We start from the raw sequence: 25,059 nt of genomic DNA, 5'->3' as shown, positions 1-25,059 counted from the left end.
GCCAGCTGCTGGCGGGTTTCGGCGCCGCTGGCGGCCAGCGGGGCGTAGCGGGCCGCCTCGCGCTCGGCGTAGCGGGCGTCCTCCTCGGCCGAGGCGAGCTGGGCGCGGGCCTGGGCGATGCCAGCTTCCTGCTCGCTGATGCCGGCGCGGACGTTGTCGGCATTGGCCTGGGCGACGTCGATCTGCGCCTGGTACTGCTGGGCCTGGGCGTCGTAGTCGCGCGGGTCGATGCGGACGAGGGCCTGGCCTGCCTTCACGTCCTGGTTGTCGCCCACCAGGACGGCATCGACATAGCCCGAGATCTTGGGCGAGATCGTGACCGCGTCGGCCTGGATATAGGCGTCGTTGGTGTCCTGAAGGTACTTGCCGCGCGTCTCGTAGTGGAGCAGCCAGGCGCCCGCGCCGATCACCGCCAGGGCGATCCCCGCCAGCAGCACGAGCCGCACACGCGGGCGCTTGAGCGCCGAGGGCCGTTCCGCGCCGCGCGTTCCCCCGCCTGCCCCGCCGTCGCTGGGGGAACTTTCGGGCGACTCGATACCTTCATGGGCCATCAATCGTTACTCGTGCTTTGTTGCTGCATCGCAGCGGTGATGTGTCTCGCACTTGCACCGGCGCGATGCATATGGCAATGCCATTTCATATGGTCCCACATTATTTCTCGTCATGAGTATTCATCACGCGATCCTGGAGCAGATGCAGGAACTCAACTTGCGCATGCACCGGCTGTTCAACGACAGGATGCGGACGCAGGGGGCCTCGCTTGCGCAGTTGAAATTGCTCTCGTTAATCCAGCGGTCGGGGCCATTGCGATCGACCGACATCGCCGACGCTCTGGGTCAGGCGCCGCGCACGGTAACGGAAGCAGTCGATGGGCTGGAGCGCGATCGCCTCGTCGTAAGGACGCCGGATCCGCGCGATCGGCGGGCGAAGCGAATCAGTCTGACGGAAGATGGTGAGGCGGTCATCCGGGATGTGGCGCCGCTCAAGGACGCGATCGGCGGGCAGCTTTTCGAAGTCCTGGACGCAGCGGACCAGGGCAAGCTCCTGTCGATCCTGGAAACTCTCAACGAACGCCTGGTCGACATGGGAGCGCCAAGCACCCCGGATGCGAACGGCGAGTAAGGATCTTCAGGTCAAGAGCAGGATCGTGGCGAGGGCGAAGCTTCCGCAACAGCATACCGCAGCGCACATCGCCTTGAATTCGCATATGCAAAATACGGATTCCAAGCGTTCCATATCGCTCTCCTCAAATTCCGCTCTACGGCGGTTGGGCGCAGAGTAACACTTTGCGGGACAGGCTGGAAGAGAACATCTCTCTTCCAGAGACCGTGAAGCCCTCCTCGGCCCTGGCGAAAAGACCTGCCTTTCTAATCCTTCATTCCAGCGTTTGCCGATGGCCGCGCTGGGCGGCTTGGGCTAAGGAGCCTCTACCGGAGGCCGCCAGGCCGCCGCGTCACACTTTAGGGGCCGCTCGCGGCCTCACCATCGTCAGGCAGGGAACGACCATGAAGCCGACTACGCTCACCCGCTTTCTGATAGAACAGCAACGGGAGCCCAATTCCGCCTGCCCAGCCGAACTGCGCCTGCTGATCGAAACCGTGGCCCGCGCCTGCAAGGTGATCGCGCAAGCGATCTCCAAGGGCGCGCTGGGCGACGTGCTCGGCAGCCTGGGTTCGGAAAACGTCCAGGGCGAAGTCCAGAAGAAGCTGGACGTGATCGCCAACGACCTGCTGGTAGACGCCAACGAATGGGGCGGCCACCTTGCCGCCATGGCATCGGAAGAGATGGAGACCATCCATCGCATTCCCGGTCGCTATCCCAAGGGCGAATACCTGTTGCTCTACGATCCCATCGACGGGTCCAGCAACATCGACGTCGACCTTTCGGTCGGCACGATCTTCTCGGTGTTCAAGGCGCCCGAAGGCGCGTCGGGCCGCGAAGTGACCGAGGCGGACTTCCTCCAGAAGGGCAGCGAGCAGGTCGCCGCCGGCTATGCCATCTACGGTCCGCAGACCATGCTGGTCCTGACGATCGGCACCGGCGTCTACGAATTCACGCTGGACCGCGAAGTCGGCGCCTGGCGCATGACCGACGGGCCGCTCAGGATCGCCTCGGGCAACCCCGAAGTGGCGATCAACATGGCGCGCCGCAGCCAGTGGTCGCCGGGCATCGCGCGCTACATCGACGAGCGCGTGGGCTGCGTGGACGGTCCCCTCGCCGGGCAATACAACATGCGTTGGACCGGATCGATGGTGGCGGACGTGCACCGCATTCTCAAGCGGGGCGGCGTGTTCCTCTATCCCTCGGACCATACGAAACCGGGTAAGGCCCGCCTTCGCCTGCTGTATGAAGCCAACCCGATGGCCATGCTGATCGAGCAGGCCGGCGGCGCCGCGACAGACGGACGCGAACGCATCCTCGATGTGGAGGCCATCGGCCTGCACCAGCGTGTCGGCGTGGTCCTTGGCGATCCCGAGGAAGTGGCGAAGGTTCGCGAACTCTCGCTGGCGATGGACGTTCGGGAAGCCACCGTTTCCTGATGACCAAGAGAAAAGCCCCGGTCGCTGCTGCGGCCGGGGCTTTTCGTCGTCGTCCCGGATCAAGTCCGGCACGACGGGGCGCTGCTAATTCACGCTGCGTTCTACCCTCGCTGGGTCACCGGCCGTTCGATACGCGGCGCGTCGGGGTAGGGCATGATCAGTTCGCCGTTCGGCGCCGCCGTATAGGTCGTCTGGGTCGGATAGGGGATCGAGATCCCTTCGGCCGCGAAGCGCTTCATGATCGAGACCAGCAGGCGGTCGCGCAGCGGGTGCGCCACCGACCAGTCGGCGCCCGGCACGTCTACCAGCAGCGCGAAATCGAGCGAGCTGGGGCCGAACGTCTCAAAGCCCGCGCGCGCCGCCGTGCCGCCGGCTTCCTCGACCAGTTGCTGGAGAATGGCGGGTATCCGCGCCAGCGTTTCGGGCGGCGTTTCATAGGCGACGCCGATCGTGAAGGGCAGGCGGATGTGGTCGCGCTTGGAGACGTTGAGGATCTCCATGTCGAGGAGGGACTTGTTCGAGATGATCCGCTGCTCGCCGGTATAGGCGCGGATGCGGGTGGACTTGAGGCCGATGGCCTCGATCGTGCCGGTGCTGGTGCCGAAGCTGATCTGGTCGCCCTTGCTGAAAGGCCGGTCGAAGATGATCGCCAGCGCCGCGAAAAGGTCCGCGAAGATGCCCTGCGCGGCAAGACCGATGGCGATGCCGCCGACGCCCAGGCCGGCGACGAGACCCGTCACGTTGACGCCCAGGTTGTCCAGCAGGACCACGGCGGCCACGGCGAAGACCACGACGCTCACCAGCAGGCGGATGAGGCCCATGGCGTTGATGATCGTCTCGCCCTGGAAATGTTCGCTGGCGGTCTTGTGCTCGATGGTGCCGAGGATGAATTCGCGCGCCCAGATCGCGCCTTGCAGCACGGCAGCGATGGTGAACAGGAACGTCACCAGCTTGTCCAGCGCGGGCGGCGTCTGCGCGTAGTTGTCGACCACCTTGATGGCGGTCATGACGATGAAGTAGTTGGTCGTCTTGGTGACGACGCGGCCGGCCACGGTCAGCCAGGCGCCGCGCGGATTGCCGGTGCGGCAGAGCCGCTGGCCCAGCCGGCGCAGGGCATAGAGCCCCGTCACGATGGCGGCGGCAATGACGCCGGCGATGATGATCTGCAGCCAGTAAGCCTGGAACCAGTGCACCGTCGAGTCGACCAGCTCCTGCAGCTGGGCCCGGACGTCGGGGACGGCGGGGCGGGGCGGGGAGGCCGTCGAAACGGCAGCGGGTGTGGGGGTGCTTGCAGCCATGAAAACTCTTCGCTCTGCTTCACGATCGGCCGCGCGCTTCTGCGTGAGGAAGCACGATCCGGCCGACCAGGCGGCCCGCGATGCCCTGCGTTGTTTCGCGGGGCTCGGCACAGGACGTATCAAATGCTTGGGCCGGAGGAGTTGTTCCCCGGCGGTCGTGCCGGGTCTTAGGGGCTGGGCGGGGCGCCCGTCAACCGAGCGCCTCGCGGGCGGCGCGCAGGTCCTCGACGAAGCGCGCCCGTTCCACGGCGCGGGCCGAGGCATCGGGCAGGCGCAGGAGGAAGCTGGGGTGGACGGTGGGGAGCAGGCGCCGATCCTGCCACGCCATGGCCTGTCCTCGCAGCGGCCCCAGGCTCTGCCGTTTGCCGGTGAGCGCATGAAGCGCGGTGGCGCCGAGGGACACCACCAGGCGCGGCCCGACCAGCCGGATTTCCTCGCCCAGCCACCAGCGGTAATGCGCGATGTCGCCTGCGGTGGGCGTCTGGTGAAGGCGCCGCTTGCCGCGCGGAACGAACTTGAAGCGCTTCACCGCATTGGTCAGGAACGTCTGGCCCCGCTGCAGTCCGGCTTCTTCCAGGCAAGCGTCGAGGACTCGCCCCGCCGGACCGACGAAGGGTCGCTGCTCGATATCTTCCTGATCGCCCGGCTGTTCTCCGACCAGCAGGATCGGGGCCTGCGGCGGACCTTCGCCTGGGACGAGACGCTCCGAAAACGCGCCCGACGGCACGGGCGGCGGCACGTCTTCCTCCGCCAGCGCGGCGTAGAGCGAAGCGAGATCGGTGAAGATCGGGCGATCGCTGGAATCGGAATCGGTCTGCCTGGCCATCGCTGCGCCTCTCGTGCTCTCGTCACGCACAATGTGCGGAAGGCGGAGCCGGTTCCGCCGATCGGGCACCCCGCGGCCGTTCATGCGTTTGGCGAGCGGAACCCGTTTCCGGCCTGCCTTCGCCCCGGCCGACTGTCCACGCCCTTATCCGTGAGAGCCCGATCATGTCCGAAGCCTTTTCCCAGGATCGCCTGGTCTTCGTTCCCGGCGATGTCGATCTGTCCCGCTCGCCGCTGGCGGGCCATCTCGATGCCGAGACTTACGTGCTCGGCGCGTTCAATCCGGGGCTGACCCGGCTGGCCAGCGGGAACCTGCTGATGATGGTGCGCGTGGCCGAAGCCCTGCGCCAGCCCATCCGTGACGGCCATGTCCACGCCATCCGCTGGGAGGGTGAGGAAGGGACGCAAGGCCGCTACGTCCTCGACGCCTGGCCGCTCGAGCATGCCGACACCGCCGATCCGCGCAAGTTCATGCTGCGCGGCGGCGGCTGGAAGGTCATGGCGCTGACCTCCCTGTCCTGGCTCCTGCCGGTGGAACTCGACGCCGAGGGTCTGGACGTCGTCGAAGTGCATTACGACCGCGCCGTGGCGCCGCGCAGCAGCCTGCAATGCTACGGGGTGGAGGACGCGCGGATCAGCAAAGTCGGGGAGGGCTGGCTGATGACCACCTGCTCGGTCAGCCCGGAGCGCCATTCGACGACGCTCTACAGCTCGGAAAACGGTCTGGACTGGCAGTTCGAGGACATCGTTCTCGACCACCAGAACAAGGACATGCTGATTTTCGAAGGGCTGATCGGCGGGCAGTACTGGGCACAGACCCGGCCGCTGGGAGACCTCTACTTCGCCTATCCGCCGGGCAGCGAGTGGCGCGCGGGACCGTCGATCAACCTGGCCCATTCGCCGGACGGGCTGTTCTGGAAGCCGTGCCGCAAACCCGGCATACGCCCTCACGCCGCAACCGTCGCCACCGCGCGGATGGGCGGAGGCGCGCCGCCGATCCTGACCGACGAAGGCTGGCTGACGCTCTGGCACGGGGTGGAGCCCAAGGAGATCGTCGGCATCTATCGGACGTACTGGTCGCTCCTGGACCGCGACGATCCCTCGCGCGTGCTGCGCACCGACCATGCGCCCCTGATCGAGGCGAACCCGGAGCTGACCCGGCCCCTGGAGGAGCAGATGTACCTGCGGGACGTCGTTTTCACCACCGGGATCGCCGATGCGGCAGACCATTACATCGTCGCTTCGGGAGAGGCGGATCTCGCCTGCCGTATAACCCATGTTGCGAAGTCCCGGTTCGCGCCCTCCTGAATGCGACGAACCGTGCGCCACCGTGCGGAACCGCGCCTGTTTTCGCGGTTTAGGCAGCGCAGCACGGATGGATGAAGAGGGGCGAATGGTTAGCGTGAGTAACGATGTTCACACCGGGACTGTCCTGTCGATCATCCTGGCGGGCGGACGCGGCAGCCGTCTGCACGACCTGACGGACAACGAGGCGAAACCGGCGTTGCCGATCGGTCCTCATGCGCGGCTGCTGGACTACACGATGGCCAATGTCGTCAACTCGGGCCTGGGAGAGGCGATGGTGCTGACCCAGTATCAGCCCGACACGCTCCACAGCCACCTTCTCGAAGCCTGGCAGGCGGAAAGCGCCGAACCGGCGGTGTCGATCCTCGACGGTGCGGAATACGGTCCTTACGAGGGCACTGCGGCCGCCGTGTCCTGCATCGTGGACGAGATCGACCTGGTCGGCCCGCGCCATGTCGTGATCCTGGCCGGGGACCATCTCTACCAGATGGACTACCGCCCCTTCGTGGAGCGCCACGTCGCCACCGGCGCGGAAGTGACCGTGGGCGTGGTGCATGTTCCCCAGGAGCAGGCTTCGGGCTTCGGCGTGCTGGAAGTCGACGCCGCGCACCGCATCACCGCTTTCGTCGAAAAGCCCTTCGTCGCGCCCCCCGCGCTCGACCGGCCCGGCTATGCCCTGGCTTCGATGGGCATCTACGTCTTCGAGTGGAAGCTGCTGCGCCAGCTGCTCAGGGAACTCGATGGAACCGTGGCCGACCTTGATTTCGGCAAGCACATTATCCCTGCCCTCGTCTCCTGCGGCACGGCCTATGCCTATGCCCTGCCGGGACGCCAGGGGCGCGAGCCGCTGTGGCAGGATCTCGGCACGCTTGATGCCTATCATGCCGTGCAGCGCCAGCTTTTGAACGGCTCGCTGCCGCTCGATCCGTCCTGGCCGATCGCCTATCCGGTGCATCACGGCCTTGGCGACCGGCGTGCCGTCGGCTTCGGATCGCGCCTGCGCAATGTCGTGCTCCTGCCGGGCGCGCGGATCGGGCGCGCGGTGACGATCTCGGATGCGATCGTGCTGGCCGACGCCGTAGTGCCGGACGGCTTCGACCTCGATGCCGAACTGGCCGAGCACGGCAAGTGGTGCACGGTTTCGGAAGGCGGCATCCGCGTGATCTCCGCGCGGGCGCTCCAGCGTCTCGCCTCGCGGCGGCGTCGTCCGGTCGAACCCATCGCGGCACCCCGTCTGCAGGAAAACCGGCCGCGCCTGCGTGTGGCGGAAGCGGCGGTGCCGATCTCCTCCCTCTGAAACGTCCCTCTTTTTCGAAAGAAGACTTCATGTCCGCCGAGACGCCTTACGCCTTCGCCAAGCCGGAGCGCCAGCAGCACGAACTGGGTGCCGAGTTCACCGGCGACGGCACGCACTTCGCGATCTTTTCCGAGAACGCCGAGGCCATGGAGCTTTGCCTCTTCTCCGAGGACGGCAAGGAGGAACTGGCGCGGCTGGAGATGCCGAGCCGGGAAGGCTCGATCTTCTCGGGCTATATCCCGGGCGTGAGGCCGGACCAGCGCTACGGCTACCGCGCCCATGGCCGCTACGAGCCGGAGCAGGGCCACCGCTTCAATCCCAACAAGCTGCTGCTCGATCCTTATGCGCGCGAGATCGCGGGCACCCTGCAATGGGACGACGCGCTCTGGGGCTACGACCTCTCAACCGGCGACGACCTGACGTTCGACACCCGCGATTCCGCTCCCTTCATGGTCAAGGGCGTGGTGCAGGATCCCGCGTTCGACTGGGAAGGCGACAATTCGATCCGCCGCCCTTGGGGCGAGACGCTGGTCTACGAGGCTCACGTCCGCGGGCTCACCATGAGCCATCCCGATGTGCCCGAGGAACTGCGCGGCACTTACGCGGGCATGGTTTGCGAGCCGATCCTGGATCACCTGCTGAAGCTGGGCGTCTCCGCCATCGAACTGCTGCCCTGCCAGTTCTTCCTCGACGACCGCATGTTGCTGGACAAGGGCCTGTCGAACTACTGGGGCTACCAGACCCTCGGTTATTTCGCGCCGGAGCCGCGCTACCTGGGGCCGAAGGGCGGAGCGATCCGCCAGTTCAAGGACATGGTGAAGCGCTTCCATCAGGTCGGCATCGAAGTAATCATGGACGTGGTCTACAACCACACGGCGGAAGGCTCGGAACGCGGCCCGACGCTGAGCTTCCGGGGGCTCGACAACGCCAGCTACTATGCGCTTTCCCCCGAGAACCTGCGCTACAGCTTCGACCAGACCGGCACCGGCAATACGCTGAGCGTCGCCCATCCCATGGTCATCCGCATGGTGCTGGATTCGCTGCGCTACTGGGTGCAGGCCATGCATGTCGACGGCTTCCGCTTCGACCTTGCCTCAACGCTGGGCCGCGAGGCCATGGGCTTCGACCGGGAAGGCGGCTTCTTCGACGCGATCCGGCAGGATCCGATCCTGGCGGGCGTGAAACTGATTGCGGAGCCGTGGGACGTCGGCAGCGGCGGCTACCAGGTCGGCGGCTTCCCCTATCCCTTCCGCGAATGGAACGACAAGTTCCGCGACACCGCGCGCGGGTTCTGGCGCGGCGATGCCGCGCTGGTGGGCGATCTTGCCAACCACCTGATCGGCTCGCCCGAGCAGTTCAACCACTCGGACCGGGGGGCCACGTCCTCGGTCAACTTCCTTGCCGCGCACGACGGGTTCACCCTGCTCGACACCGTGTCCTTCAACGATCGCCACAACGAGGCGAACGGCGAAGGCGGTGCGGACGGCCACGACAACAACATCTCGGACAACATGGGCGCCGAAGGGGCGACCGACGATGCCGGCATCGTCGAGGCCCGCGCCCGTCGCCGCCGCGCCATGCTGGCGACGCTGCTGCTCAGCCAGGGCGTGCCGATGCTCCTGGCCGGCGACGAGATCGGCAACGGCCAGCAGGGCAACAACAACGTCTACTGCCAGGACAACGAAACGGCCTGGATCGACTGGGCCGGCAAGGACGATGCCCTGCTGGAATTCTGCACCCGCATGATCGGCTTCCGCCGCGATCATCCGGTGCTGGCGCAGGACAATTTCCTCAGCGGCGAGCCGGGCGAGGACGGCCGCGTCGAGATCGCCTGGCACCAGCCCGACGGGCGCGAGATGGATGCCGAACTCTGGGGCCAGGCCGAACTGCGGGTCCTGGGTCTGTTCGTCGGCTATTCCGCCCAGGAGGCTTTCGTCGAGGGCGAGCGGCCGCTGTTCATCGTGCTCAACGCCGGGGACGAGGTCACTTTCACGCTCCCCCGACATAACGGCATCGCGAACTGGCGGCGCGTGCTCGACACCGGGCGCGCCGACGCTTTCGAACCGGAGCAGGTGGAAGGCGCGGCGGCGATCGTTCCCGCCGCCAGCGTCTGCGTCTTCGCGCCGGAGTGACGGTCATGCCGGATTCCGCCGCCGCCCATTTTCCGAAGTCCTGGGGCGCCGAACCGCTGCACGACGGCCGCTGGTGTTTCAGCCTCTGGGCGCCCGATGCCGCGAAGGTGGAAGTCGAACTCGGCAGCACGGCAACCGCTCTCGAAAGCGAGGCGGATGGCTGGTGGAGCATCGAGACGGAGGCCGCAGCCGGTCAGGCCTACCGCTTCGTGGTCGATGGCAAGGCCTATCCCGACCCCGCCGCGCGGGCACAGGAGGGCGACGTTCATGGGCCCTCGCTGCTGGTCGATCCCACGGCTTACGCCTGGGAAACCGAATGGAGCGGCCTGCCCTGGAGCGAGGCCGTCGTCTACGAACTGCATCTGGGCACGTTCACGCAGGAAGGCACTTTCGCCGCCGCCACCCGGGAACTGCACCGGCTGCGGGCGCTTGGCATCACGCTGGTGGAACTCCTGCCGATCGCGCAGTTCGACGGGAACCACGGCTGGGGCTATGACGGCGTCCTGCCTTATGCACCGCACAAGGTCTATGGCTCGCCCGACGACTTGCGCCGTTTCGTGGACCATGCCCACGCGCTGGGCATGGGGGTGCTGCTGGACGTGGTCTACAACCACCTCGGCCCCTCGGGCAACTACCTCCCGGCCTGGTGCCCGTCGTTCTTCCATCCCGAGCGCAGTTCGCCCTGGGGACAGGGCATCGCCTACGAAGCCCGCCCGGTGCGCGACTATTTCATCGAGAACGCGCTGACCTGGCTGACCGAGTACCGGCTCGACGGTTTGCGGCTGGACGCCGTCCACGCGATCGAGGACCATTCGCCCGTGCATTTCCTGGACGAACTGGGCGAGCGGGTGCGCCGCGAGGATTGGGGCCGCCCGATCCACCTCGTCACCGAGGACGAGCGCAACCTCGTCCGCTACTTCGCCGTGGACGCGGCCTTCGACGCCACCTGGAACGACGATTGGCACCACGCCTTCCATTGTCTGCTGACCGGTGAGGACGAGGCCTATTACGCGCCTTTCGCAGTCGATCCGCTGGCCGACATCGCCATCGCCCTGCGGGACGGCTATGTCGAACAGGGCCAGGATCGCATGGCGGGCGCAGAGCCGCGCGGTGAGCCTTCCGGCGAGCTACCGCGAACCGCTTTCGTGAACTTCCTCGGCAACCATGACCAGGTCGGCAACCGGGCCCGGGGCGAGCGCCTGCACCAGCTTACGCAGGACCGCACCGCCCTGCGCGTGGCGACGGCCATGACCGTGCTGGCGCCTTTCGTGCCGATGATCTTCATGGGCGACGAATTTCTCACCGATGCGCCCTTTCTGTTCTTCGCGGACTTCTCGGGCGAGCTTGCCGAAGCCGTCCGCAAGGGCCGGGCGGAGGAGTTTGCCCAGTTCAAGGCGTTCGGCGGCGAAGTGCCCGACCCGATCTCGCCCGCGACTTTCGCCGCTTCGAAGATCGCAAGTCCCGCCCGCGACGACCAGCGGGAGCACGAAGCCTTCCTGCGCGAACTGCTCGCTTTCCGCCGCGCGCATGTCGCGCCGCTTCTGGCGGAAAACCCGTCGCCGCATGGGACGGTCGAGCGCGACGGCGCGTTCCTGCGCGCCACCTGGGATTTCGGCGCGACGCGCCTCTCCCTTCACGCCCGCCTGGGCGAGGGACGCTTCGAAGCGCATGAGGATCCTCTGGTGAGCATCGCCTCGCCCGAAAGCCCCTTCGCCTTTTCCGCCGCACTTCTTCCGGACCAGCAGCCATGAGCATTCCTACCGCGTTCATCGCCACCTACCGCCTGCAGTTGCGGGGCGGCGTGGGGCTGGACGAAGCGCGCGGGCTGTTGCCGTGGCTCGGCGAACTTGGCGTCAGCCATCTCTACCTCTCGCCGCCTTTCCACGCGGCTTCTGGCTCGACCCATGGCTATGACGTGATCGATCCCAACACGATCGATCCGGCACTGGGCGGCGACGCGGCCTTCCTTGCCCTGAGCGAGGCGGCGCAGGCGGCAGGCATCGGCCTGGTGCTCGACATCGTGCCCAACCACATGGCCTTCACGCCTGAAAACCCCTATCTCGCGGACATCATGCGCCACGGCCGGGGCAGCCAGTTCGCGCGGGTGTTCGACATCGACTGGGACAAGGGACCGCTGCATTTCCCCGTGCTGGACGGCATGGTGGAAGACGTGTTCAACGCGGGGCAGATCGCCATGGGCGGCAGCGTTCAGGCGCCGGCACTGTCCATCTATGGCCTGGCCTATCCCTTGCGAGCGACCACGCTGGCCCAGCGGCTGGTGGAGGAAGGCGGTCTGGATGCGCCCACCCTGGCGGCGCTGCTATCCGAGCAATGGTGGTCGGTGGGCGACTGGCGCGAGACCGCCGATGCGATCGTCCACCGGCGGTTCTTCAACATCACCAGCCTGATCGGCGTGCTCCAGGAAGATCCCGGCGTCTTCCACCTCACGCATCGCTGGATCGTCGAACAGGTCCGCGCCGGACGCATCCAGGGGCTGCGCGTCGATCATATCGACGGTCTGGCGCGTCCCGGCGGCTATCTCGAACGCCTGCGCGAGGCGGTGGGCGGCGTGCCGATCTGGATCGAGAAGATCGTCAAGGAGCACGAGGACATCCCCTCCCGCTGGCCGATCGAGGGCATGAGCGGCTACGAGTTCATGGCGCCGGTCAGCCGCCTTCTCACCCACGCCGCGGGGCTTGCCGCGATGCGGGAAGCGGCGGCAGGCGCGGTGCCGGACGACACGGCGGCAGAAGTGCGCAAGGTCCGCGCCGAGCTGCTGACAGAAGCTCTGGCGCCGGAACTGCGGCGGGTGACTGAAGCGGCGATGACGGCGCTCGCGGTGCCGCGCATGCAGGGAGGCGCCGTGGTGGAGGCAGTCACCCGGCTGGCGCTAGCCTGGCCGGTCTACCGCTCCTACACCGCCGATGGACTGCCGCTCGATCCCTCGGTGGCCGAGCTGCGGGAAGGCGGCGGCCTGACCGGGGCCTTGCTGGACCTGCTGGCCACGGCAGGAGAAAACGAGGCGGCCCGCGCTTTCGCCGCCCGTTTCGAACAATTGACCGGCGCGCTCACGGCCAAGTCCGAGGAGGACACCGTGTTCTTCCGCGCAGTCTCCTATCTGCCGTTCTGCGAGGTCGGGGCGGAACCCGATCTCCCGGCCCTGGACCGCGAGGCTTTCGCGCAGCTGATGGAGGCGCGCGCGGAGCGCACGCCGCTGGCGCTCGATGCGCTCTCCACCCACGATACCAAGCGCTCCGCCGATGCGCGGGCGGCGATCGTCGCGCTCAGCCATTTCCCGGATCTGGCGCAGCACGTCTACCGCTCGGCACGCGATCGCGCCCGGCAAGCCGGACTGCCGGAACGCTGGGGCCTCTATGCCCTGCAGACCGCGCTTGCCATGCGGGGCGAACCCGAGGCCGAGAGCCGCATCGCCGATCACATGGCCAAGGCGCTGCGAGAGGCCAAGGACATATCCCGTCACGAGGCGCCCGACGAGGAGGCCGAAGGTGCGGTCACTGCACTCTGCGTGGCTTTGCTGGGCGATCTCGACAATGCGGCATTCTGGCCCGACGGCGCCGAGCCTGCCTATCGCGCGGCCTTCGAACGCATCGTGCTCGCCCAAACGGCGCTTCAGCTTACGGCGCCGGGTATTCCCGACATCTACCAGGGCACCGAGGGGCTTGCCGTGGCCCTGACCGATCCCGACAACCGCAGACCCGTTGATCACGGCGCGCTGGCGGAGGGAGAACTGTCCGCCCGCAAGCTCTCCCTGACGCGCCGCCTGCTGGCGGAGCGCCGCGCCGACCCGGAACTTTTCGCCCGCGGCAGCTACCAAATGGCGGAAACGAACGCGGAAGGGAACAGGGGCTGGACGGTCACGCGCGCAATCGGGGAACGGCAGTTCTCGTTCGAGATCGAGCGGGTGGCCTGACGGCGGCCGCTCCCTCGCTCCCCCTCGCCTCGCAGCCTATTCCTTGAGGCCGAGGCCTTTCAAGGCGGCGAAAGGCCCGCTGTCTTCCGGCGTGCCGATCCCGGCGGACTTGCGCGCGGCATCCGCTTCGGGGCCGGTCAGGAACGGGTCGATGGCCAGGGCCAGGCTCTGCGCCACGGCTTCGCCCAGATCTATGTGGGAGCCGCTGTACTCGATCTCGTCGCAATCGTCGGCGTCGAGCTCGATCTCCTCGTCCGGCGCATGGTCGCCGCTTTCGGGAACGAAGCGGAAGAACACCGGCTCGTCCAGGGAGACCGCGATGTCTTCCGCCGATACGGCGCAGGCCTGGACATAGTCGGCCCTGATCCGGCCGCGCGCCTCGACCTTGCGGTCCTTGCGCTCGAGTTCGAGGTCGGCCGCCAGCCGGTCGATCCGGACGAGGCCGAAGCGTTCGGCCAGCGCCTCCCGCTCGGACATGTCGGCATCGAGAACGTGGGCGGCCTTGCCCTCGGCCTGACGGATGTCGAGGCTGCGGGAGAATTCGGGCTTGAACTGGGAAGTATCGGTCATCGCGCTATGCTCGCGTTCATGAGGTCATGGTCGGAAACGGCATCGAGTTGCCGGGACAAGGCCCGGACCTGGGCGGCAAGGGCAAGCCGGTCGGCGTCCTCGATCAGCGTGACATTGCGAACGAGCACTTCGGCCAGCGCCGCGTCGTCCTGCGGCAGTGCCTCACGCAGGGCGCCGATGCGGCCGCCGAGCACGCTCATCAGCTTGCCCATGCGTTTGCCGACCACCAGATCGCCCACCCCGGACTGGCGCAATTGCCCGTCCATGTCGTCCACGAAAAGCTCGGTCAGGTGCACGGAAGGCTCGATCAGCGTCCGGTCCCGCTCCATGCGCAGCATGACGAGGGCCAGCACCAGCGTCACCGCGTCGAACCGCCCGGCCACCGTATCGGCCACGCCGTACTCGGCGTACCAGGCCTTCTCACGCGCGATCTCCACCACCCGGTGCCAGAGCGGGCGGACGTCGGCGCGGGGATCGTTACTCTTGCCGAGGAGACGGGAAAGCAGGGACACGGGCAGTCTGACCTTTCGTTCATCGGCAATTCAATCGACCTGGCCCAACGCCCATTGCGTGACGGGCTGGCGGGCTCTAAGGCTCGGTGCCGTTATCTGGCCGATATATGGGCCCTGCGTCTGGTGGCAATGCCCGGCGAGGGGCCAGGCCCCGAATGGAGTGGGAAAATGCGCAGTTACGGTCACATGGCTAAGGCGGCAGGCATCGCGCTGGCGCTGGCTGCGCTGACGGCAGGGTGCACTTCGGTGCGCGACCATCGCGGTTACCTGATCGACCAGACGCTGCTCGATTCGGTCCAGCCCGGAATCGACAACCGCCTTTCGGTGGAGAAGACGCTGGGCCGCCCCACCTTCGTCAGCCAGTTCGGCGAGAAGGACTACTACTACATCTCGCAGACGGTGAAGACCCCGCCGTTCCGCCGCCCGCAGACGTCGGAGCAGACGGTGCTGCGCGTGCGCTTCGATCCGGCCGGCAACGTCGTCGGCGTCGACAAGCGCGGCATGGAGCAGGTGGCCCGGATCAACCCGAACGGGGACACCACGCCCACCCTCGGGCGTCATCGCGGCTTGCTGGAAGACCTGTTCGGCAACATCGGCCAGGTTGGCGCATCCGGCATGGGAAGCCCCGGCGGCCCGACCGGCCCCGGTCCGAACGGCAGCTGATCCCGGAAACGACGGAGGCGATCGCGCGATCGCCTGCAAAAACGTCCGCGAAGCCTTTCCCGGTTTCGCGGACGTTTTTTGTTGTTGCAGGCCCTTTCCGGTGTTCCGCACAAGGCCGCCCTTGCGCCTTACCCGCTTGAACCGTGCGAATGGCGGCATATATCCGCGGCATGGATAATAGCGGGGCTAGCCACGGCCTGATCCAGTGGCACGGAACGACCATCATCGGCGTGAAGAAGGGCGGCAAGACCGTCATCGCCGGCGATGGACAAGTCTCGATGGGCAACACGGTGATGAAGCCCAATGCGCGCAAGGTGCGCCGCATCGGCGATGGAAAGGTGATCGCGGGCTTCGCCGGCGCCACTGCCGACGCCTTCACCCTGTTCGAACGGCTGGAGCGCAAGCTGGAGCAGCATCGCGGGCAACTGATGCGTGCCGCCGTGGAACTCGCCAAGGATTGGCGCACCGACAAGTACCTGCGCAACCTGGAAGCGCTGATGATCGTGGCCGATGCCGATACCCTGCTGGTTCTGACCGGCAACGGCGACGTGCTGGAGCCGGAAGGCGGGCCGGACAGCCAGATCACCGCGATCGGCTCGGGCGGCAACTATGCGCTTGCCGCCGCGCGCGCGATCGACGGCTACGAAACCGATGCGGAGCAGATCGCCCGCCGCGCCATGGCCGTCGCCGCCGACATCTGCGTCTTCACCAACGACCGCGTCACGGTCGAGACCATCTGAGATCATCGACATCATGAAAGACAACCTCACCCCCAAGGCGATCGTCCGCGCGCTGGATGAACACATCATCGGCCAGAGCGAGGCCAAGAAGGCCGTCGCCGTCGCCCTGCGCAACCGCTGGCGGCGCCAGAAGCTCTCGCTCGAACTGCGCGACGAAGTGACGCCGAAGAACATCCTGATGATCGGCCCGACGGGCTGCGGCAAGACCGAGATCAGCCGCCGCCTCGCCAAGCTGGCGGATGCGCCTTTCGTGAAAGTCGAAGCCACCAAGTTCACCGAAGTCGGCTATGTCGGCCGCGACGTGGAGCAGATCGCCCGAGACCTCGTGGAGGAAGCGATCCGTCTGGAAAAGGACCGCCGCCGCGAATCCGTGCGCGAGGCGGCCTCCAAGGCGGCGATGGAGCGCCTGCTCAACGCCCTCGTCGGCGAAGGCGCTTCGGAGGCCACCCGCGCCTCGTTCCATCAGCGCATCACCGAAAACGCCATGAACGAGACCGAAGTCGAGATCGAGGTCGAGGATACCCCCTCGGCGCCGATGGAAATCCCCGGCATGGGCGGCTCGGTCGGCATGATCAATCTGTCCGACATCATGGGCAAGTTCGGCGGCCCGAAGCTGACCCGCCGCAAGATGAAGGTGCCCGACGCCTGGGACAAGCTGGTCGATGAAGAGTCGGAGAAGCGTCTGGACCAGGACGACGTCGCCCGCACCGCGCTGGCGAATGCCGAGACCAACGGCATCGTCTTCCTCGACGAGATCGACAAGATCGCGGTGTCCGACGTGCGCGGCGGTTCGGTCAGCCGTGAAGGCGTGCAGCGCGACCTGCTGCCGCTGATCGAGGGCACCACTGTCGCCACCAAGTACGGCCCGATGAAGACCGACCACGTCCTCTTCATTGCCAGCGGCGCCTTCCACGTCGCCAAGCCGAGCGACATGCTGCCGGAACTCCAGGGCCGCCTGCCGATCCGTGTCGAACTGAAGGCGCTCACGGAGGCGGACTTCGTGCGCATCCTCTCGGAAACCCGCGCGAACCTGGTGGCGCAGTACAAGGCGCTGCTGGCGACCGAGGAAGTGGCGGTAGAGGTCACCGAAGGCGCCGTCACCGAAATCGCCCGCATCGCCGCGCTGGTCAACGAAACCGTCGAGAACATCGGCGCCCGCCGTCTTCAGACGGTCATGGAGAAGCTGCTGGAGGAACTCAGCTTCGAGGCCGAGGACCGCAAGGGCGAGACCGTGACCATCGACGAAGCCTATGTGCGCGAGAAGCTGGAAGGCCTCGCAGGCAACGCGGACCTTTCGAAGTACATCCTCTAAGTACGCCTCGTCCCGGGCTCTACCCGGGACCGCTGGCGATCCTTGAGGCGCACCCCTTCGGGCAAGGCGCATCTCGGCCAGCGGTCCCGGAACAAGGTCCGCGACGATGCATATTCGTTCCTTGAATGTTCCGCCGAAAAGGCTAACCTCCCCGACGAAGGGAGATTCGCAATGAAGCTGGAAGGTGGATGCCAGTGCGGCGACGTTCGCTACGCCGTCGAGGGTGAGCCGGAGCATGTCGCGCTCTGCCACTGCGCCGATTGCCGCAAGTCGTCCGGTGCGCCGACCGTCGCCTGGGCTGCATTCAAATGGCCGGAATTCACGCTCACTTCGGGCAAACCGTCGATCTACAACTCCAGCGGCAGCGCCATGCGGCATTTCTGCCCACGCTGCGGCACCGGGATCCTCTACGCCAACGAGGAATACCTGCCGGGCCTCGTCGACCTCCAGGTCGCCACGCTCGACGATCCCGACGCCCTGCCGCCGCAGGCCCATATACAGGTAGCGGAACGCGTCGGCTGGATGCAGCACCTGGACAAGCTTCCCGAATTCGAGCGTTATCCGGGTTGAAAGGGCGTCCCATTGGGACTTGCCAGCACCGCTGGAGTGGCTAGGCATCTGACATTCGATATCGAGAGAGATGCCAGATGTACCAAACTCCCGAGGACCGCCCGATCTACCGCCTGCTCACCGGAGCGGACGACCGCGCTTTCTGCGAGCGCGTGTCGGAGGCGCTGGCCCAGGGCTGGCGGCTCTACGGTTCGCCTTCGCTTTCCTGGGATACGGCCGAGAACTGCATGAAAGCAGCGCAGGCGGTCGTCTGGCATGAAGCCGACGTGGTGAAGTGACGGAGGCAGCGGCCGATCACGCCGTCCCGGCGTGCGTGCCGGCTTCTGGAGCGATTTCCGATCCGATTGCATCGGATCGACCGCTCCTACTTTCTGGTGGACGCATTTTCCGAGGCATCAGGCGATTCCACCTGATTAGAATGTGCTCTATTGACCGAAGAGCACTCCGGGAATGAGGACGGCCGGGATAAGCGGCGCCAGAGCGGCCATGTGCAGCAGAATAGCGGAAAGCGGCGGAAATTTCACGGGTCATGGGCTCCGGTCTGGCAGCGTTTCCGGTTATCGCCGAGTTACGCTGCCCCATTAACCCACAACATAGCATCGCGTTCCCGGCAATCGCCGCGCCTTTTCGCATCTCAAGCGATTTCCGATCGGGCCTATCGCCCGACGCTTCTAAAGACCCATCAAGTCAATGGTTTGGAGCAGTGATCCGCCGCATTCGGATGGTCTGCTCCAACCTGCCTTATTCCGCCGCCGCCTCGATCATCGCCTCGGCTTCGGCGGCCTGTCGCGCCCACATCTCGGCATAGAGCCCGTCGTGTCGGAGGAGTTCGGCGTGGGTGCCGCTTTCCGACAGGCGCCCTTCGTTGAGCACGAGGATGCGATCGGAATCGGCGATCGTCGAGAGACGGTGCGCGATCGAAAGGCTGGTGCGGTTCTCCGAGACGCGGTGCAGGGTCGCCAGAATGTCCTGTTCGGTGCGGGTGTCGAGGGCGGATGTCGCCTCGTCCAGCAGGAGGATCGGCGGGTTCTTCACCAGCGTTCGCGCGATTGCCACCCGCTGCTTCTCGCCGCCGGAAAGCTTGAGTCCACGTTCGCCCACTTCGGTATCGAAGCCCTGCGGCAGCCGGTCGATCAACCCCATCAGCGCGGCCCCGCGTGCGGCGGAGAGCACATCCTCCTGCGTCGAATCGCCGCGGCCGTAGCCGATGTTGTAGCCGATCGTATCGTTGAAGAGCACCGAATCCTGCGGAACGATGCCGATCGCGGCGCGCAGGGACTCCTGCGTGACACCGGCGATGTCCTGGCCGTCGATGAGGATGCGGCCTTCCTGCGGGTCGTAGAAACGAAACAGCAGCCGCGCGAGGGTGGACTTGCCGGCGCCGGAAGGGCCGACGACCGCAAAATTCTGTCCGGCCGGAACCGCGAAGGACAGGCCTTTCAGGATGCGTCGGTCGGGTTCGTAGCCGAACACCACGTTCTCGAACACGATCGAAGGCTGCCGGATCGCCAGCGCCGGGGCGCCGGGCCTGTCCGAGACTTCCTGAGGCTCGTCGAGCAGGCGGAACATCTCCGCCATGTCGATCAGGCCCTGCCGGATTGTGCGATAGACCATGCCCAGCATGTCCAGTGGGCGGAACAGCTGGGTGAGGTAGGTCTGCACGAAGACCAGCTGCCCGGCGGTATATTGCCCCTTGTACCAGCCCCAGACGGTATAGCCCAGCGCGCCTGCCATCAGCAGGTTCACCACCAGCCCTTGCGCGATGTTGAGCAGGCCCAGCGAGTTTTCGCTTTTCACGGCGGCCACCGCATAGGCCCGCGTCGCTTGGGCGTAGCGCTCCTGCTCGCGGTGTTCCGCCGAGAAATACTTCACCGTTTCATAGTTGAGCAGCGAATCCACCGCGCGGGAGAGCGCCTGCCCGTCGAGCCGGTTCATCTGCTCGCGCAGCTTGGTGCGCCATTCGGTGATGGTCCGCGTCACCCAGATATAGGCGGCGATGGCGACGGCGGTGGCGATCACCAGGCCGGGGCCGAAATTGAGGTAGAAGATCACCGCCACGACCAGCAACTGCAGGATCGTCGGCGCGATGTTGAACAGCATGAAGTAGAGCATCGTGTCGATGCTCTTAGTGCCGCGCTCTATGGTCTTGGTCACTTCGCCGGTGCGGCGGGCGAGGTGGAAGCGCAGCGAAAGGCGGTGGAGCTGGCCGAAGACGTTCTCCGCCAGCTCGCGCGTCGCGTCCTGCCCCACGCGCTCGAACACGATGTTGCGGATGTTGTCGAAGGCGGTCTGGATCAGCCGTCCCGCCGCGTAGCCGAGCACCATCAGCATCGCCAGCTGCACCAGCTTCGGTCCGGTAGCGCCCATCAGATCGACCGCCCACTTCATCAGGTAGGGCAGGGCGAGCTGGGTGGCGGTGGAGAGCAGGATGAAAAGGCAGGCCCAGACGATCCGCCAGCGTAGCGCCGGGTTTCCGGCCGGCCAGAGGTACGGCATGAAGCGCAGCAGGGTGCGCCAGCCATCGTGGCGGGCGCGCGAATCGTTGACGGCGGTATCGGGTGGCATCGGCGCTATTTAGGGTGCCGCGCCGGATAGACAATCGCGGCGCGCTGCATGTTCCGAAGGAGACGTCGCTCAAGAGCCTCTAGGTTATGACCCTTTCGGCAAGTCGAACAGGATGCGCCGCGTGCTGAAGTCGATGGCGATGCGCTTGAACACGCGCAGTTCCCGCATTCCCAGGAAGATTGCGGGACGTCTGCGCAAGTTCAGTTCCCTGAAAGCCGGCGCATCGGCAAAGGCGATGAGGACGTTGGAGATGTTCACATCGTCGATCTTCAGCTTCTTGGCGAAACCCAGGCCCGCCGGAAGCTCATGCCCGGTGACGGAGAGCAGAGTCGTCTGGCCGGCGGATCTTTCGCTTATGGCCCGTTGCAGGGCGAGATTGCCGATCGTCGAACTGGCGCCGGTGTCGATCACCACGTCGGCGCGGATACCGTCGATCAGGGCATTGGTCAGGATCAGGCGTCCGGCCTTCTTGCGGGCGCGCACGATGATCTCGTAGCCGCTGCTGCCGCCCAGGCTTTGCGCATCCCCGATGGCGATCGTGTTCTTCGTGAAGTCCAGGACCACCCGCTGGTCCTGGAGGCTGTCGGTGCCGACGATGCCATCCGCGCCGATATGCTGGCGCTCGAGCAAGGGCACGGTGAGGCCCGAGTACGACCTCAGCCCGATATCCAGCGTATCGAGGTAGGCGGTTGCGACGCTGCTGCTGCCGCCCATGCTGACGATGCGGACCATCGGGCCCTGGGTCAGCCCCAGGGTGCCGGCAAGCGCGGAGGACACGACGGTCGTCTGCGATCCGGTGTCGATCAGGAAGCGGTAGGGCCCGCGCCCTTCCAGGCCGACCGACACGGTCATGCGGTCGTCCACGTCCGCCTGACCCTGGATCGGCGCGCCGGTCTGGGCCTCGAAGTTCTGCAGGCCGGTCTGCGGCGTCTGCACCGCGATCGGCGGCGGGGGCGGCTGTACGGGTGCAGGCTGGGCGCCCAGTATCGCCAGTTCGGCGAAGACGAGCGTCAGCCCTAGGGCTGCTCCAGGCATCGGTCTCTCCTGCGCACCGCTATTTTGCCGGCGTCGCAGGGCCGATCATATCACTGCGCCCGGCGCTATACCAATCCTTCCGCGTCCGCTGCGTCCCGGTGCGAGGGGTCCGGCTCGGCAGGCAGCGCCAGGAAGAAGGGATCGTGCAAGGCGGAAACCTTGCGCATGAACCAGTCTCCGCTGGCGACGATCTCGGAGAGGTCGCAAGCGCCGAGCAGCCGAGGACTCGAAGCGCCATCGGGGAACCGGACGAACCGCCGGTTCGCGGCGATGCGACCGGGAAAATGGCGAGCGATCAGGCTGGGCACGACATGTTCGTCGCAGCAGAGCGTTCCCCTCAGCCGTCCGCTTCGCAGCAGCGGCGGGAGTTCGCAGGCCAGCATGGCAAGCGCATCGGCGGGGAGAGTCCACCATGTCGCGCCGTAGGCCCAGGGTCCGAACGGCTGAACGCGGCCACCGCCGAACCGTCCGCGCAGGCCGTCCAGCCAGCGCGACAGGCGGCGCAGTTCCCAGGTTGCCGCGTAAGCGATGCGGTTGCGCGCGGGATCGACGCGCAGCCACCGCGTGTCGAGCCGGTAGGTCTGCATGCGTTCGGCCATGTGGCCAGGTCGCACTTCGACGTGGCAGAGGCCGCTGCGCAGCGCCCGCACCAGATCCGCGCGGGGCACGACCGGCCAGTCGGCGCCGCTCAGGAGATGGGCGCGGTCGCAGCCGAGGCGGACAGCTTCGCGTATCAGCTTTTCCGTGGCGGCGACCTGGCTCCAGTGCCCCCAGCGCACCGCGACCGGATCCCGCACCAGATGAACGCGGCCGGCAGGGCCAGGGAGGTGCAGGCGCAAGGCCTGCCACAAGGCCGAGCGGCGATCGGCATGGATCACGGCGAAATCATCGGTGTCGCTATCGAGCAACGTCCCGATCAGGCGTTCGAGCTGCTCCGGGCCCTCATGCGCCAGCAGCAGGTAGGCCATGCGCATCGACGTCAGCCCGCCAGGCGCGAAAGGATCGGCCGGGAGAGCGCCTCCGCCATCATCCGCACTTCCTTCCAGGCGGGATGACGGGTCGCGGCCAGGGCGGCCAGCCAGGCAAGCACGCCGCTGGCGCTCAGCAGCAGCAGGGCAAGCATTCCCGGCTCCATGCCCTGCCACAGCGCGATCATCAGCGGCCCGCCCGCGACGAGCGCGCAGATGCCGCTGCGCGCGTAGACGCTCATCAGCGCGCCGAACCGGAACCCGATCAGTCGGCCGAGATAGAGCGCATAGATGACCCACCACACGAAGCCGTAGACCACGCGGCTGATACCCGCCGCCTCAAGGCCGATGAAGCACCCTGCGGTCAGGATCGCAACGGCGGCACAGGTATCCAGCAGGTTGACCCAGACGAGGCGCCGGATCTGGCCGAGCAGCAGCGGCACGTCCATTTGCAAGGGGATGGCGACGAAGAATATCTCGCCCAGTGCCGTCCAGCGCAGCAGGGGCGCCGATCCGATCCAGTTCGGACCATAGAGCAGCAGGACCAGCGGCTCGGCAGCCAGCGCCAGACCGACCATCGCAGCCCAGTTCAGCGCGGTATAGCAGGCCACCAGATGCAGGTAGGGCTCGGCCAGCGGCTCACCGGCGTCCCGCTTGCGGGCGAAGGCCGAATAGAACACGCTGCCGATCGCGCCGGTCACCAGCGTGGTCAACTGCCCTGCCAGGGCGCTGGCGCGGCTGAACAGGCCCGTCGCCGCAATGCCCAGGACACGGCCGACGATGAGGTCCTGCGAACGATGTCCAATGGCGGCACTGGCGCTCAGTACGAAGGACATGGAGCTGAAACCCAGCATCGGCCGTACCGACGCGGTGTTCTCCGGCATGCGCGGACGCACCGCACGATGGATGTTGGCGATGGCGGCGCGGGCCACTGCCGTCGCCAGCACGCCCCAGGCGAGCGAGGAGGCTCCGAAGCCGCAGGCCGCCAGCGCGATCGCCGTGCCGTTGCCCGCAAGCGCGCTTCCGGCATTGACCTGGAACAGAGTGCGGAAGTCCATCTCGCGCACCAGCAGGGCGGCGGGGACGGTAGCATAGGGCGTGACGAGGTAGGACGCAGCGATGAGCCAGAGCAAGGGTGCGAGGGCCGGCTGCGCATAGAAGTGCGCCACGAACGGGGCCGCCAGGGCGACGATCGCGGCCACACTCCACCCGATCGACACGGCGACGGCGGCGTAATGAGGCAAGGCCGCCGGGCTCATCTGCGGCTGGCCGGAGATGAAGCGCGTGATCCCCAGGTCCTGGAAGATCGAGACGATCATGGCGGCGGCCAGCGCGATCGAGAACAATCCGACATCGGCAGGTAGCAGGAACAGCCGCGAGATGACGACGCTCGCGACGAACTGTATGCTGAAAGTAGCGTATTGGGCGGCGAGCGACCACAAGGCGGCGCGGCGGACGGACATCGCCGTCAGTTCCGCGCCAGGGCGGCAGCAAGCCGCAGAGCCCGCACCGGCTCCCCGAAGCGCAGGAGCCTGGCCACGGTTCGCCAGAGCCCGTCCCGGCGTCCGCCACCGCGCACATGGTCGAGCAGGATGTCGAAGCCCTTGTCGCGCATGGCGGCGGGCGACCAGCGCAGGCTGAGCGCGATGCTCTCCCGAGCCGTCCGGGACAGGCCGGGCCGTCCGAAAAGCCGGTCTAGTTCGTCGATCGCGGGAAGGCGCGCGAGATGTTCCGTGGGATCGCGGCGGCCGTCGCGCCGCTCTTGCCACGCGAGGCGAGCGATCACCGAGCCGATCTGCTGCTCGGTGGAGTGCCGTGCCGAAACCTGCTCGGAATAGCGACGATAGCGCAGCAGGCGCTCGGGAATGTTGCCCATTCGCGTGACGTTGGACAGCCGCAACCAGAGGTCGAGGTCCTCGCAGTGACGGAACGCGGCATGATATCCCCCCACGGAATGCACGACCTCGCGCCGGTACATCACGGCGGGATGGCAGATCAGTTGCTCGCCATTCTCTATGGCGACGAGCATGTCTTCGTGAGTGAGCGGATGGTCGGCGCCGTCGCGGGCCAGCGCTTCGCCATGCTCCCCGATGTCGTCGCTCCAACTGCCGACCACGCCGTAATCGGCATGCCGCGCCAGGAACTCCACCTGACGGGCGAAGCGATCCGGCCGGCAGATGTCGTCGGCATCCATGCGCGCCACAAGCGGGGCCTGCGCCAGATCAAGGAGTTCGTTGAGACTGACGATCAGGCCTCGGTTCTCGCGGAAGATTGGGCGGATGCGCGTATCCGCCGCGGCGTAGCGCTTGATGATCTCCGCCGAAGCGTCGCTAGACCCGTCGTCGAGGATCAGCAGTTCGAAGTCGGTGAAGCTCTGGGCGAGTACGCTCTCTATGGCGAGTGGCAGGAACCGCTCGCCATTGTAGACGCTCATGGCAACGCTGATCGCCGGCTTCGGCATGAAGTCTTCAGGTCTCCGTTCGGGCGGCCGTCGAGAATGCACCCTTCCATTCCGGCCCTAAGGCAGGCTGGTAAAGAAAGCGTGAGGCGGTGTCTCGCCCTTCCGTTTGAGACTCTGAAGGAGCGGCGGTGGCGATAGGGTTGATAATGAGGAGCTGGCCCCCATATTTGCTTGGCGAAGAGGTCGAACTCGCTGGAAACTGACGTTTTTCCTAAAATGTCGTTTTTTGAAATTAGCGTGTTGACCGAATCAATGGTGGGTCCTAGAGGGCGTTTCACCGCAGCGGACCACCTGGTTCTGGTGCGGTCGCCAAGACATTACGGGCAACATGCTCC

22 protein-coding genes are annotated in these 25,059 nt (G+C 66.5%); 12 read left to right on the top strand and 10 right to left on the bottom strand.

From position 1 onward, the window contains the following. The coding region (locus tag L284_RS40385) for an HlyD family secretion protein (RefSeq protein WP_021235080.1) at positions 1-551 on the bottom strand (551 nt) is incomplete at its 3' end. Positions 552-663: 112 nt separating this feature from the next. On the opposite strand from L284_RS40385, the gene L284_RS40380 reads away from it, so the two are divergent. Together L284_RS40380 and L284_RS40375 are read left to right on the top strand one after the other, a co-directional pair. Continuing rightward, a complete protein-coding gene (locus L284_RS40380) occupies positions 664-1,122 on the top strand; it encodes a MarR family winged helix-turn-helix transcriptional regulator (RefSeq protein WP_021235079.1) in 459 nt (152 codons plus the stop codon). A 383-nt stretch (positions 1,123-1,505) separates the two neighbouring features. Further along, a complete protein-coding gene (locus tag L284_RS40375; protein ID WP_021235078.1) occupies positions 1,506-2,540 on the top strand; it encodes a class 1 fructose-bisphosphatase in 1,035 nt (344 codons plus the stop codon). 101 nt (positions 2,541-2,641) lie between these two features. Here L284_RS40375 and L284_RS40370 read toward each other — a convergent pair whose 3' ends face one another. Together L284_RS40370 and L284_RS40365 are read right to left on the bottom strand one after the other, a co-directional pair. Continuing rightward, entirely contained in the window at positions 2,642-3,838 is a 1,197-nt protein-coding gene (locus tag L284_RS40370; RefSeq protein ID WP_021235077.1) for a mechanosensitive ion channel family protein, read from the bottom strand. Positions 3,839-4,028: 190 nt separating this feature from the next. Further along, positions 4,029-4,664 (bottom strand): UdgX family uracil-DNA binding protein, encoded by a 636-nt coding sequence (locus tag L284_RS40365; RefSeq protein ID WP_021235076.1) that lies wholly within the window; start codon positions 4,662-4,664, stop codon positions 4,029-4,031. Between the two features lie 164 nt (positions 4,665-4,828). Here L284_RS40365 and L284_RS40360 point away from each other — a divergent pair, with 164 nt between their 5' ends. The 5 genes from L284_RS40360 (at position 4,829) to treY (ending at position 13,328) form a co-directional block, all read left to right on the top strand. Continuing rightward, positions 4,829-5,971 (top strand): glycoside hydrolase family 130 protein, encoded by a 1,143-nt coding sequence (locus L284_RS40360; protein WP_021235075.1) that lies wholly within the window; start codon positions 4,829-4,831, stop codon positions 5,969-5,971. Between the two features lie 94 nt (positions 5,972-6,065). Further along, positions 6,066-7,265 carry a sugar phosphate nucleotidyltransferase gene (locus L284_RS46940; protein WP_160172138.1) on the top strand — a complete coding sequence of 400 codons (1,200 nt, stop codon included), beginning with the start codon at positions 6,066-6,068 and terminating at the stop codon, positions 7,263-7,265. Positions 7,266-7,294: 29 nt separating this feature from the next. Beyond that, positions 7,295-9,397 carry a glycogen debranching protein GlgX gene (glgX, locus tag L284_RS40355; protein WP_021235073.1) on the top strand — a complete coding sequence of 701 codons (2,103 nt, stop codon included), beginning with the start codon at positions 7,295-7,297 and terminating at the stop codon, positions 9,395-9,397. Positions 9,398-9,402: 5 nt separating this feature from the next. Then, positions 9,403-11,148 (top strand): malto-oligosyltrehalose trehalohydrolase, encoded by a 1,746-nt coding sequence (gene treZ, locus L284_RS40350; RefSeq protein ID WP_031342709.1) that lies wholly within the window; start codon positions 9,403-9,405, stop codon positions 11,146-11,148. Further along, complete coding sequence (gene treY, locus L284_RS40345) at positions 11,145-13,328, top strand: malto-oligosyltrehalose synthase (RefSeq protein WP_021235071.1); 2,184 nt, start codon at positions 11,145-11,147, stop codon at positions 13,326-13,328. Before treZ ends, treY begins: the two co-directional genes overlap by 4 nt. A gap of 36 nt (positions 13,329-13,364) precedes the next feature. On the opposite strand, the gene L284_RS40340 is transcribed toward treY, so the two are convergent. Together L284_RS40340 and L284_RS40335 are read right to left on the bottom strand one after the other, a co-directional pair. Beyond that, entirely contained in the window at positions 13,365-13,898 is a 534-nt protein-coding gene (locus L284_RS40340) for a YceD family protein (RefSeq protein WP_021235070.1), read from the bottom strand. Further along, complete coding sequence (locus L284_RS40335; protein ID WP_021235069.1) at positions 13,895-14,410, bottom strand: ubiquinol-cytochrome C chaperone family protein; 516 nt, start codon at positions 14,408-14,410, stop codon at positions 13,895-13,897. The genes L284_RS40340 and L284_RS40335 overlap by 4 nt, the downstream gene beginning before the upstream one ends. A gap of 168 nt (positions 14,411-14,578) precedes the next feature. Between L284_RS40335 and L284_RS40330 the strand changes: the two genes are divergently transcribed. The 5 genes from L284_RS40330 (at position 14,579) to L284_RS40315 (ending at position 17,973) form a co-directional block, all read left to right on the top strand. Further along, positions 14,579-15,073, top strand: coding sequence for an outer membrane protein assembly factor BamE (locus L284_RS40330; RefSeq protein ID WP_021235068.1), 495 nt, complete (start codon positions 14,579-14,581; stop codon positions 15,071-15,073). A 170-nt stretch (positions 15,074-15,243) separates the two neighbouring features. After that, positions 15,244-15,813: an ATP-dependent protease subunit HslV gene (hslV, locus tag L284_RS40325; protein WP_031342706.1), complete on the top strand. Its 570-nt coding sequence runs from the start codon at positions 15,244-15,246 to the stop codon at positions 15,811-15,813. 13 nt (positions 15,814-15,826) lie between these two features. Further along, positions 15,827-17,125, top strand: coding sequence for an ATP-dependent protease ATPase subunit HslU (gene hslU, locus L284_RS40320; protein WP_021235066.1), 1,299 nt, complete (start codon positions 15,827-15,829; stop codon positions 17,123-17,125). 171 nt (positions 17,126-17,296) lie between these two features. Next, positions 17,297-17,695, top strand: a complete 399-nt coding sequence (locus L284_RS0124510; RefSeq protein ID WP_031342705.1) for a GFA family protein — start codon at positions 17,297-17,299, stop codon at positions 17,693-17,695. Between the two features lie 77 nt (positions 17,696-17,772). Further along, the gene (locus tag L284_RS40315; protein ID WP_021235064.1) at positions 17,773-17,973 is read left to right on the top strand and encodes a DUF1737 domain-containing protein; all 201 of its coding nucleotides are present in this window, start codon (positions 17,773-17,775) and stop codon (positions 17,971-17,973) included. A gap of 463 nt (positions 17,974-18,436) precedes the next feature. On the opposite strand, the gene L284_RS40310 is transcribed toward L284_RS40315, so the two are convergent. From L284_RS40310 to L284_RS40290, 5 genes are all read right to left on the bottom strand, one after another. After that, positions 18,437-20,260, bottom strand: coding sequence for an ABCB family ABC transporter ATP-binding protein/permease (locus L284_RS40310; protein WP_021235063.1), 1,824 nt, complete (start codon positions 20,258-20,260; stop codon positions 18,437-18,439). A gap of 84 nt (positions 20,261-20,344) precedes the next feature. Continuing rightward, positions 20,345-21,295, bottom strand: a complete 951-nt coding sequence (locus L284_RS40305; RefSeq protein ID WP_021235062.1) for a retropepsin-like aspartic protease — start codon at positions 21,293-21,295, stop codon at positions 20,345-20,347. 65 nt (positions 21,296-21,360) lie between these two features. Next, positions 21,361-22,269, bottom strand: a complete 909-nt coding sequence (locus L284_RS40300; protein WP_021235061.1) for a beta-1,6-N-acetylglucosaminyltransferase — start codon at positions 22,267-22,269, stop codon at positions 21,361-21,363. Positions 22,270-22,274: 5 nt separating this feature from the next. Continuing rightward, the gene (locus L284_RS40295; RefSeq protein WP_021235060.1) at positions 22,275-23,726 is read right to left on the bottom strand and encodes an oligosaccharide flippase family protein; all 1,452 of its coding nucleotides are present in this window, start codon (positions 23,724-23,726) and stop codon (positions 22,275-22,277) included. Positions 23,727-23,731: 5 nt separating this feature from the next. Then, a complete protein-coding gene (locus tag L284_RS40290; RefSeq protein WP_021235059.1) occupies positions 23,732-24,724 on the bottom strand; it encodes a glycosyltransferase in 993 nt (330 codons plus the stop codon). Positions 24,725-25,059 lie beyond the last annotated feature (335 nt).

Origin of the sequence: Novosphingobium lindaniclasticum LE124 (assembly GCF_000445125.1) — a bacterium.
GTDB lineage: Bacteria > Pseudomonadota > Alphaproteobacteria > Sphingomonadales > Sphingomonadaceae > Novosphingobium > Novosphingobium lindaniclasticum.
This window is presented reverse-complemented; position numbering and strand designations above follow the sequence as displayed.